The organism is Flavobacterium sp. GT3P67, from assembly GCF_004349155.1.
Lineage (GTDB): Bacteria > Bacteroidota > Bacteroidia > Flavobacteriales > Flavobacteriaceae > Flavobacterium > Flavobacterium ranwuense.
This window is the reverse complement of the sequence record NZ_SMLF01000014.1, coordinates 23,496-35,265: the sequence shown is the minus strand read 5'-3', so window position 1 is coordinate 35,265 and position 11,770 is coordinate 23,496. Positions and strand designations below refer to the sequence as shown.

General features: G+C 33.8%; 6 protein-coding genes. 2 read left to right on the top strand and 4 right to left on the bottom strand.

Annotated elements, in window-relative coordinates; genetic code table 11:
- Positions 1-122: 122 nt before the first annotated feature.
- Positions 123-779, bottom strand: a complete 657-nt coding sequence (locus E0H99_RS16395) for a hypothetical protein (RefSeq protein WP_131998138.1) — start codon at positions 777-779, stop codon at positions 123-125.
- A gap of 200 nt (positions 780-979) precedes the next feature.
- Here E0H99_RS16395 and pafA point away from each other — a divergent pair, with 200 nt between their 5' ends.
- Complete coding sequence (gene pafA / locus E0H99_RS16390; protein ID WP_131998135.1) at positions 980-2,596, top strand: alkaline phosphatase PafA; 1,617 nt, start codon at positions 980-982, stop codon at positions 2,594-2,596.
- Positions 2,597-2,652: 56 nt separating this feature from the next.
- On the opposite strand, the gene lysA is transcribed toward pafA, so the two are convergent.
- From lysA to gltB, 3 genes are all read right to left on the bottom strand, one after another.
- A complete protein-coding gene (gene lysA / locus E0H99_RS16385; RefSeq protein WP_131998132.1) occupies positions 2,653-3,873 on the bottom strand; it encodes a diaminopimelate decarboxylase in 1,221 nt (406 codons plus the stop codon).
- Between the two features lie 174 nt (positions 3,874-4,047).
- On the bottom strand, positions 4,048-5,502 hold the full coding sequence (locus E0H99_RS16380; RefSeq protein WP_131998129.1) for a glutamate synthase subunit beta: 1,455 nt from the start codon (positions 5,500-5,502) through the stop codon (positions 4,048-4,050).
- Positions 5,503-5,504: 2 nt separating this feature from the next.
- On the bottom strand, positions 5,505-10,022 hold the full coding sequence (gltB, locus tag E0H99_RS16375; protein WP_131998126.1) for a glutamate synthase large subunit: 4,518 nt from the start codon (positions 10,020-10,022) through the stop codon (positions 5,505-5,507).
- 428 nt (positions 10,023-10,450) lie between these two features.
- On the opposite strand from gltB, the gene sucC reads away from it, so the two are divergent.
- Positions 10,451-11,644 carry an ADP-forming succinate--CoA ligase subunit beta gene (gene sucC, locus E0H99_RS16370; RefSeq protein WP_131998123.1) on the top strand — a complete coding sequence of 398 codons (1,194 nt, stop codon included), beginning with the start codon at positions 10,451-10,453 and terminating at the stop codon, positions 11,642-11,644.
- Positions 11,645-11,770 lie beyond the last annotated feature (126 nt).

Below are 11,770 nucleotides of genomic sequence, written 5' to 3'. Positions count from 1 at the left end.
TTTTACTTTTTTATTCGTACTTGCATGGCATAATCATAAGGATCAAGTTGTGTAAATGATATTTTTTTCCGTTTTACAAATCTAAAATATTGATATATTTTTTCTCTTGTAAATCTTTGTGGCTAAAATCTTTCTTTAGTAGCTGTAAAACTATCTTTAGCATCAGTTATTACTATCATTCCCATTTTCTGATACGATAGTTCTTGCTTTTTTCTCGTATACTCGTTGTCAATATAGCAGGCTCCAATTAAAATTTCTCCATTAGCATTCAGCATTTTATTGGCAAAGGTGAAAATAGTATCAAATTTTTCATTTTTTGATAAATCAATTTTTTCTGACAATAAATTATAATTTTCAAAAGGGAAGTTTTCAGGATAAAAATTACCTGCTGTAAACCAAGTTGTAATAATCAAATCATACTGCTTTTGTAATTGATTTAATTTTACAGCATCTAAAAAATAAACGGTCACTTTATCTTCTATATTTAATTCATTTGCTGTGTTACGTGATAAATTAACACATGTTTCGGCATTATCAGTACCGTCATAGAATTTAACCATATTCCACATTTCGGGAATTGCACTTAAATGTTTTACTATTCGAGCATTACCAATTCCGATGTCTAAGATGGTTATTGGACTTCCTTTTTTAAGGTATATTTCCGCAATTACTTTCTTTAGTTCTATAAATTCCGCCCATTGTGCCTGTAATAATTCTTCTGATAAATAATTTTCATCGAATGATTTTTGAGCAGTATTTTTATTGTCATACATTTCCATAATTACTTTATTTAGAAATCTACTCAAATTTAGTTTTTCATTTTGCAATTGCAAGTAAAATATGCGCTTGCAATTTTTAATTAACTTTAGGTGTGTTTTTTTGATGGGTTAAGAATAGATTTATTTATTATTCTGAAGTATTTGTTCAGAGTTTGATTAATCTTTATGTTGTATTTTTGTTTTAAATATAAAAATATAATATGAAAAAAATTATTTTGTTTTTGGCATTTATTATGTCTTTGAACTCACAAGCTCAGCAACGTCCTAAATTAGTGGTGGGTATAGTGGTAGACCAAATGAAAATGGAATATGTGTATCGTTTTTCAGATGATTTTTCTGCAAATGGTTTTAAAAGATTAATGAATAATGGGTATACATTTCATAACATGCATTACAATTATGTGCCCACTTATACTGCACCGGGTCATGCGAGTATTTATACTGGAGCAACCCCTTCTACTCATGGTATTGTGGGGAATGATTGGTTTAATAAAGCTATAGGAAAAGATATGTATTGTACAGATGACGCTACTGTAAAAACAATAGGTGATGGTACAGAAAAGGAGGGTGCAATGTCTCCAAAGAACTTGCTAAGCACCACCATTACTGATGAATTGCGTATGGCTACTAATTTTAAAGGAAAAGTAATCGGGATGAGTCTAAAAGACCGTGGTGCTATTTTACCAGCGGGTCATTTTGCTAATTGGGCATTTTGGTATAGTAAGACTGGAGCCTTCATTTCTAGTACTTTTTATGGTTCAACATTACCAGCTTGGGTAACGCAATTCAACCAAGAAAAGCGATATATGAACTATATCAATACAGGTTGGGATTTGTTGAAGCCAGCTGCTACTTATAACGAAAGTCTTTCTGACGATAATCCATATGAAGGGAAATTAGATAAAGCAAACCCACCTATTTTTCCGTATGATTTAAGTAAGATATACAAAGAAAAAGGTGCGGATGTTTTACGTACAACACCTTTTGGGAATAATATTTTGGCAGAATTAGCGATGAAAGCTATAGAAAAAGAAGACTTAGGGAAAGATGAAGTTACAGATTTTCTTACTGTTAGTTTTTCTTCAACGGATTATGTAGGACACACTTTTGGACCACGTTCTATGGAGTTACAGGATACTTATTTACGTCTAGATCAAACTTTGGCTCAGTTTTTAAACTATTTAGATAAAACGGTTGGAAAGGATAATTATTTACTTTTTTTAACTGCGGATCACGCTGGAGCTGAAAATCCAAATTACCTAAAAGATAATAAATACAATGTAAAAAATATTCCTTCGAAAGACATTGTTGAAGCATTAAAAAAACATTCTAACGAAACGTTTGGTGCTGATTTAATATTGGATTATTCTAACTTTAATCTTTTTTTCAATAAAGAAATAATAAAACAAAAAGGCTTAGAATTGACGAAAGTAAAACAAAGTTTCAAAGATTTTTTGATGACCCAAGAGCAAGTTAAAAGAGTATATACTGAGGAAGAAATTTTAGCTTCGTCAGGTGATGATTATTTTTTGAGTTTTATTTCAAAGGGCTTCGATCCAAAACAAAATGGTGATATAGTTATACTTGATAAGACGGGTTACATGCAATACCAACCTACCGGAACTACTCACGGATCACCCAACAGTTATGATACTCATGTACCATTACTTTTTTATGGATGGCAAGTGCCAAAAGGAGAATTGCACACTAAAAAATATATTACTCAAATTGCACCTACGCTTTCGCAAATGTTGAAGATTCCATTTCCTAATGGAACTGAATCTGAAGTTTTGGAAACGTTGTTAGATATAAAATAAATAGTATTGTCATTATTAAAAAAATCCCATTCGTTTTGCGAATGGGATTTTTTGTTTTAAACTGTAGCGGCTGATACCGGCAACGGAATTTGATTTTTTAATAAATCTTCAAAGGTTTCATGTGCTCTGATTAAATGTCCTTCACCACTTAACCATAATACTTCGGCTGGTTTGTATCTAGAGTTGTAGTTTGATGCCATCGAGAAGCAATACGCTCCAGCATTTCTAAAACATAAAATATCGCCTTCTTTTATTTCTGCTATTTTTCTATTATTAGCAAAAGTATCGGTTTCACAAATGTATCCTACTACGGAGTAAAAACGTTCTTTCCCTTTTGGGTGTGATATGTTTTCGATATGATGTTGTGAACCATAAAACATTGGTCTAATCAAATGATTAAAGCCACTATCTATTCCTGCAAAAACTGTCGAAGTAGTTTGTTTAACTACATTAACTTTAGCCAAAAAGAAACCTGCTTCACTTACTAAAAATTTCCCGGGTTCAAATATTAACGTTAATTCTTTTCCGTATTCGACACAAAAAGCATTGAATCTTTTGGATAATTTTTTACCTAGTTCCTCAATGTCAGTTTCGATATCGTCTTTTTTATACGGCACTTTAAATCCGCTTCCAAAATCTAAAAATTCAAGATTTTTGAAATTTTTAGCAGCATCAAATAAGATTTCGGCTGCATATAAAAATACTTCGATGTCCAAAATATCGGAGCCGGTATGCATGTGAATACCTACGATATTCATTTTTGTGTTTTCAACAATACGAACTAAATGAGGTAATTGATGTACAGAAATACCAAATTTACTATCAATATGACCGACAGATATATTTGCATTTCCGCCTGCCATCACGTGAGGATTTATTCTGATGCATACAGGAACATTTGGATATTTTGTGCCAAATTGCTCTAATATCGACAAATTGTCAATATTTATTTGAACTCCCATAGCTGTAACTTCTTCAATTTCTTCTAATGAAACGCCATTTGGTGTGTAAAATATTTTTTCTGGCTCATAACCGGCATGAAGCCCTAATAATACTTCTTGAATTGAAACAGTATCTAACCCTGATCCCATTTCTCTTAATAACTGAAGTATTGCAACATTCGACAAAGCCTTCATTGCATAATTGATGCGTAACTTATCTACCTTTGAAAAAGCTTTTGTTAATCTATTGTATTGAGATTGTATTTTTTCGGCATCATAAACGTATAATGGACTGCCAAATTGTTCTGCTAATTGTACTAAGTCTTTTGATTGCATAATTATTAATTTTGAGCAAATTTATTATTCTTTATTTAGTCCCACAAGCTAATGAACGAATTCTAACAAATTGTAACAAAAAGTTATAAATTAAACATTTATTTTAAATTTTATAAAAAAAAAATAACCCTTGACAAATAATTTCTGTCAAGGGTTATAAAATGTTATTCAGAACTATAAATTGGGTAAATCACCATTTCCTTTGGTAGGTAAATTGGTATAACCCATCAAGTATTTATCGACTTCTCTGGCAGCTTCACGACCTTCAGATATTGCCCAAACAATTAACGATTGTCCTCTTCGCATGTCGCCTGCAGTAAATATATGAGGTACATTTGTTTGATAATTGGTCGCTTTATAATTGCTTCTAAAATCTACTTCCAATCCTAATTGATCACTTAATGTTTTTTCAGGACCTGTAAATCCAAGTGCCAATAAAGCTAAATCACAAGGCCAGATTTTTTCTGATCCTTCTTTTTCTATCAATTCAGGTCTTTGTCCCGGAGTCATTTTCCAAGCCACTTCAACGGTTTTCAATCCTGTTAATTCCCCTTTTCCATTAGAAATAAATTCTTTGGTATTGATTAACCAGTTTCTGTCACAACCTTCTTCATGTGAAGAGGATGTTTTTAATTGTAAAGGCCAAAAAGGCCAAGGAGTAGTTTCACTTCTTCCAACGGGTGGTTTTGGTAAAATCTCAAAATTAGTAACCGATTTTGCTTTGTGTCTGTTTGATGTTCCCACGCAATCAGAACCTGTATCTCCACCACCAATAACAATCACATCTTTACCGGTAGCCATTACTTGATCAGCAATTGTTTCACCATATAAAACTTTAGTTTGTTGTGTCAAAAAATCCATTGCTTGAACAACACCTTTGCTTTCTATTCCTTTGGTAGGTAAACTTCTTCTTTCAGTGGCACCACCGCACAATACGATAGAATCAAAAGCGTTCAATTCTTCAACACTATAGTTTACGCCAACATTTACATTAGTTTTAAAAGTAATTCCTTCAGCTTCTAGTACTTTAACACGTCTGTCGATAATCCCTTTTTCCAATTTAAAATTTGGAATTCCATAACGTAATAATCCTCCTACAGCATTGTCTCTTTCAAAAACCGTAACAGTGTGTCCTGCACGATTTAATTGTTGTGCAGCCGCTAAACCAGCAGGACCAGAGCCTATTACAGCTACCTTTTTTCCTGTTCTAACTTCTGGTGGTTGTGGTTTTATCCAACCTTCAGCAAAGCCTCTTTCAATGATGTTTTTTTCAATATTTTCGATTGCTACTGGTTCGCTTATAATTCCTAACACACATGATTTTTCACATGGTGCAGGACATAAACGACCTGTAAATTCAGGAAAATTGTTTGTTGATTGTAAAATCTCCAAGGCACTTTCCCATTCTTCTTGATGCACCATGTCATTAAAATCTGGAATCAAATTTCCTAATGGACAAGCACTGTGGCAAAATGGGATACCACAATCCATACATCTTGACCCTTGTTCTTTGATTTTATCTTTGGGTAACAGAATTGTAAACTCCTTATAATTTGATACTCTTTCTAGAACTGCAACATTACTTTCGTCGGTTCTCGTATATTCTTTAAATCCTCCTATCTTTCCCATAACTATAGTGCTAGTAGTTCTTCAATTTGTTTTTCTTCGGCTAATCTTTGTAATGCTTTTTTGTAATCAGTAGGCATTACTTTGATAAAATGGTTGCGTTGGTTTTCCCAATCTTCTAAAATCCTTTTTGCCAAAGGACTATTGGTGTACATAGAATGATTTTTTATCAAACGTCTCAGTTTAGCAAAGTCATTCTCTTCTAATGTTTCAAAAGCGACCATTTCCATATTACATAATGTAGCATCAAATTTTTTATTTGGATCAAAAACATAAGCAATACCACCGCTCATTCCTGCAGCAAAATTCCTTCCTGTTTTACCTAAAACTACTACAGTTCCTCCAGTCATATATTCGCATCCATGATCTCCAATTCCTTCTACAACTGCTGTTGCTCCAGAATTTCTCACACAAAAACGTTCACCAGCCATACCATTGATGTAGGCCTCTCCAGTAATAGCTCCATAAAGTGCTACGTTACCAATAATAATATTTTCTTCAGGTTTGAAAGTGGCAGCAGGAGGGACTTTGATAATTAATTTTGCTCCGGAAAGTCCTTTTCCTAAATAATCATTACAGTTTCCATGTATTTTGAATGATAGACCATTTGTAGCAAAAGCACCAAAACTTTGTCCGGCAGAGCCTTCAAAATCAACTAATATAGTATCATCGGGTAAACCTTGTGCACCGTATATTTTTGAAATCTCATTACTTAATATCGCCCCAACAGAACGATCCGTATTTTTAATTTTAAAAGTAACTCTGGTTCTTTCTTTCCTATAAATAGAAGGAATAGCCGCTTTTATAATTTCAAAATCAAGTACATGGTCTAAAGCATGGTCTTGTGTAGTCGTATTATGGTTTGGAACTGTTTTTGCTTTTTCTGGTTTATAAAGGATAGAAGATAAATCCAATCCGCTTGCTTTATAATGTTTAATCGCTTTGTTGACATTCAATTTTTGTGATTGTCCCACCATTTCTTTTAATGTTCTAAACCCTAGTTGTGCCATGATTTCTCTCAACTCTTCTGCAATGAAATACATAAAATTGATGATGTGTTCCGGCGTTCCTTTGAAATTCTTTCTCAATTCAGGATCTTGCGTTGCAATACCTACGGGACACGTATTCAAGTGGCATGCTCTCATCATAATACAACCAGACGCTACTAAAGGTGCTGTCGCAAAACCAAATTCTTCAGCTCCAAGTAAAGCAGCAATAGCCACATCACGTCCTGTTTTTAATTGTCCGTCACATTCTAAAACAACACGACTTCTTAAATCATTTAAGATTAAAGTTTGTTGTGCTTCGGCTAAACCAAGTTCCCAAGGAATACCTGTATGTTGCAGCGAAGTTAATGGTGCGGCTCCAGTTCCTCCGTCGTATCCTGAAATCAAAATTACATCAGCTTTTGCTTTAGCAACACCGGCAGCGATTGTTCCAACACCCACTTCAGAAACTAATTTTACATTAATTCTAGCTTCACGATTGGCATTTTTTAGATCAAATATCAATTGTGATAAATCTTCAATAGAGTAAATATCGTGGTGTGGCGGAGGAGAAATTAATCCAACATAAGGCGTTGAATTTCTAACTGCAGCAATCCAAGGCACTACTTTTTCACCGGGTAATTGACCACCTTCTCCAGGTTTTGCACCTTGAGCCATTTTTATTTGAATCTCTTTTGCATTTGTCAAATAGTTGATAGAAACTCCAAATCTTCCAGAAGCCACTTGCTTGATGGCGCTATTTCTAGAATCACCATTAAGGTCTTTTTGAAAACGTGTAGAATCTTCTCCACCTTCTCCGGAATTACTTTTCCCGCCAATTCTATTCATGGCAATCGCCAAGTTTTCATGAGCTTCTTGGCTGATAGATCCATAAGACATGGCACCAGTTTTGAATTTTTTTACAATTTCGGTCCACGGTTCCACTTCGTCAATTGAAATAGGATCTAAGTTGTTGAATTCAAATAAACCTCTGATGGTCATCAAGTTTTCACTTTGGTCATTAACCATAGTTGAGTATTCCTTATAACTTTCTGGACTGTTTAAACGAACCGCTTGTTGTAATTTAGAGATTGTAGTTGGGTTAAACATGTGTTTTTCCCCGTTTCTTCTCCATCTGTAAATACCTCCAATTTCTAATGGCAATAAACTTGCAACTTCTGAATTTGGAAATGCTTTTTGGTATCTTTTTTTGATTTCTTTTTCCACTTCCATCAAACCAATTCCTTCAATTCTGGAAGGAGTATATGGGAAATATTTAGAAGTGAATGTTTTATTTAACCCTAAAATTTCAAAAATTTGTGCCGCTCTGTACGAATGTAAAGTAGAGATGCCAATTTTATTCATGATTTTCAGAATCCCTTTTGCAATAGCTTTATTGTAGTTTTTAATGGCATAATCTGCTTTAATACCAGTGATGAAACCCTCATTTACTTGATTGTGAATAATTTCATTCACCATGTATGGATTGATAGCACTGGCACCGTAACCAAATAATAAGGCAAAATGATGTGGTTCGCGAGGTTCTGCGGATTCGATTATGATTCCGAATTTCGAACGTGATTTTAGAATATTCAAAGAATGGTGAATGTAAGAACACGCCAATAACATTGGTATTGGAGCCATTTTTTCGCTTACTCCTCTATCCGAAATAATTACAATGTTACAACCTTCCGAAACTGCTCTGAAAGTCGCCTGAACCGCTCTTTCCAATGCGCGTTCTAATCCGTTTACTCCTTTTTCTATATCGTATAATGTAGAAATAGTTACTGATTTGAAATCAGCATGATCAATATTTCTTATTTTATCTAAATCCTCGTTTGAAATTACTGGATTTTGTATTTTTAATTTTTTACAATGTTTTGGAACAATGTCAAAGATGTTATAATCTCCACCAATCGCTAAACTGATATCAGTAATAATTTCTTCACGAATACCGTCCAAAGGAGGATTAGTAACTTGAGCAAATAACTGTTTGAAATAGTTGTATAAAAGTTGTGGTTGATCTGATAAAACGGCTAGTGGTGTATCATTTCCCATAGAACTTAATGCCTCTGCACCTTCAGCTCCCATTGGGTTTATGATTGTTTTTAAATCCTCAAGCGTATACCCAAAGAGTCTTTGTCTTGTTTCGAAATCAACATTCTCTACAGGAATTGGATTGTCAGTATAAGGAATCTGGGCTAATTGTAATAGATTTTCATCCAACCATTGCTTGTATGGTCGTTTTGTAACAACTGAATTTTTGATCTCGTCATCTTCAATGATACGACCTTCGTTCATGTCAACCAAAAACATTTTTCCAGGTTCTAAACGACCGTGTTGTACTACATCTTCTGGTTTGATATCAAGAACACCAATTTCTGAAGACATAATCACAAAACCACTTTTGGTAAGCGTATAACGAGATGGACGTAAACCATTTCTATCCAATAAAGCACCAATCACATTACCATCTGTAAACGGAATAGAAGCTGGTCCATCCCATGGTTCCATGATACAAGCATTATACTCGTAAAACGCTTTTTTGTCTGCTGACATCGTTTGGTGTTTTTCCCAAGCTTCAGGAACAACCATCATCATGGCTTCCGGCAAAGAACGACCTGTCATCAATAACAGTTCAATTACCATATCCATTGAAGCAGAATCTGATTTTCCTTCTAAAATAATTGGGAATAATTTTTTGATATCATCGCCAAAAACATCACTTTTCATCAATTCTTCACGAGCACGCATACGGCTAATGTTACCACGAAGTGTATTGATTTCACCATTATGACACATGTATCTAAATGGTTGTGCCAATTCCCAAGATGGAAATGTATTGGTAGAAAAACGTTGGTGAACCAAAGCTAATCGGGTTACCAAGTCATCATCTAACAAATCAGTATAGTATCGGCTGATGTCTTCTGGCATCAATAAACCTTTGTATATAATAGTTGTTGTTGAAAAACTGGAAAAATAGAACATATGGCTTTCTGAAATCATTGAATTTCGAATTGTATGTTCAGCAATTTTTCTGGCAGCAAACATTTTAGCGTTAAATTGTTGCTCGGTAAGGTCCAAACCATTTTTTCCGACAAATACTTGTTTTACGGTGGGTTCTTTTTCGGCAGCAATTTGACCTAAATTAGATACATCAACCGGAACATCTCTCCATCCTAAGATACTTAAATTTTGATCTTTTATAGAAGCTTCAAAAGTTGTTTTACAGAAAGTAACCTGATTGATACTTTTTGGCATAAAAACCATTCCAACTGCATATTCTCTCGTTTCCGGAATTTCAAAATCACATACTTTTTTAAAAAATACATGAGGGATATCAAATAGAATTCCTGCTCCATCTCCAGTTCTTCCATCAGCACTTACGGCACCACGATGCTCTAATTTTATTAAGATATCGAGTGCTTTATGGATAATATCGTTAGACTTAATTCCATTCAAATTACAAATAAATCCTGCGCCACAGTTGTCGTGTTCAAATTCGGGCAAATAAAGGCCTTGTTCTTTAACTTTCATGCTTAATATTTTTTTACAAAATTAAAGATTTCAATAAATATAACACATCAAAAATGCAGTATTGGTTATATTTTTATGGTAAAAAAAGAAAAAGGTTGGATAATAATCAATACTATCATTTAAATACCTTGAAATTGATAATTTGACAATGCGATTTATTTTTAAATGGATAAAACAGTAATAATAGGCTACAAATAGTCTTTTTTGGCATTACGATTTCAATCGTTATAGTGGTTTTTGTTTCTTAAATTCTGTATAATATCACATCATAAAGAATTGAAAAATGCAGGCATAAATTTCATTTATTTTCTACCTAATGTTGTCTTAGTTTTAAATAGGAAAAAAGATTTCTCTATTTAGATGAATTTTGCTATTTTTGTGCCACTTTTATTCTGAAATAAATTCAGAATCCAGACAAATTCTATATTATGAACATACACGAATATCAAGGAAAAGAGATTTTAGCTAGCTACGGAGTTCGCATTCAACGCGGAATTGTTGCGAATAGCCCAGTAGAAGCGGTTGCTGCTGCAAAACAATTAACTACTGAAACAGGTACAAGTTGGTATGTTGTAAAAGCCCAAGTTCATGCAGGTGGACGAGGTAAAGGCGGTGGAGTTAAACTTGCCAAAAACTTACAACAAGTAGAAGAAATTGCAACACAAATCATTGGAATGCAATTGGTAACGCCTCAAACTTCTGCTGAAGGTAAAAAAGTACACAAAGTTTTAATTGCTGAAGATGTTTATTATCCTGGTGAAAGTGAAACTTCTGAGTTTTATGTTTCTGTTTTATTGAATAGAGCTACAGGTCGTAACATGATTATGTATTCTACTGAAGGTGGAATGGATATTGAAGAAGTTGCGGAACATACTCCACATTTAATTTTTACGGAAGAAGTTGATCCTTCTGTTGGATTGCAAGGTTTTCAAGCAAGAAGAATTGCTTTTAATTTAGGTCTTTCAGGTAATGCTTTTAAAGAAATGGTAAAATTTATCGATTCTTTATACAATGCATATATCGGATCTGATGCTTCGATGTTTGAAATCAATCCGGTTTTGAAAACATCTGATAATAAAATTATGGCTGTAGATGCTAAAGTAAATATCGATGATAATGCTTTATACAGACAAAAGAAATATGCTGATATGCGTGACGTTCGTGAGGAGAACCCAATCGAAGTTGAAGCAAAAGAAGTAGGTTTAAACTATGTAGATCTTGATGGTACTGTGGGATGTATGGTGAACGGAGCTGGTTTAGCTATGGCAACTATGGATTTGATTAAGTATGCTGGTTTTGAGCCTGCAAACTTCCTTGACGTAGGTGGAACTGCTGATGCAAAACGTGTTGAAACAGCTTTCCGTATTATCTTAAAAGACCCTAACGTAAAAGCTATTTTGATTAATATTTTTGGTGGAATCGTTCGTTGTGACCGTGTGGCACAAGGAGTTGTTGATGCTTACAAAAATATGGGTGATGCAATTAAAGTACCAATCATTGTTCGTTTACAAGGTACCAATGCAGCTATTGCAAAAGGATTAATTGATAATTCAGGAATGCCAATTTTATCTGCTGTTGAATTTCAAGAAGCAGCTGACCAAGTAAAAGCGGCACTTTCTTAATTAGAAAATTGTTATATATTAAAAAAACCTGTTCGCCGTGGCGAACAGGTTTTTTTTGTGGAATAAATTTATACTGTCGATGAAACTATAAATTGAGTTTTTGGTGTTTATAAATAAAATGATTTT

Coding starts and splice junctions, on each gene's coding strand:
- E0H99_RS16395 (WP_131998138.1), bottom strand. CDS start 779: ATGGAAATGTATGACAATAAAAATACTGCTCAAAAATCATTCGATGAA.
- pafA (WP_131998135.1), top strand. CDS start 980: ATGAAAAAAATTATTTTGTTTTTGGCATTTATTATGTCTTTGAACTCA.
- lysA (WP_131998132.1), bottom strand. CDS start 3,873: ATGCAATCAAAAGACTTAGTACAATTAGCAGAACAATTTGGCAGTCCA.
- E0H99_RS16380 (WP_131998129.1), bottom strand. CDS start 5,502: ATGGGAAAGATAGGAGGATTTAAAGAATATACGAGAACCGACGAAAGT.
- gltB (WP_131998126.1), bottom strand. CDS start 10,022: ATGAAAGTTAAAGAACAAGGCCTTTATTTGCCCGAATTTGAACACGAC.
- sucC (WP_131998123.1), top strand. CDS start 10,451: ATGAACATACACGAATATCAAGGAAAAGAGATTTTAGCTAGCTACGGA.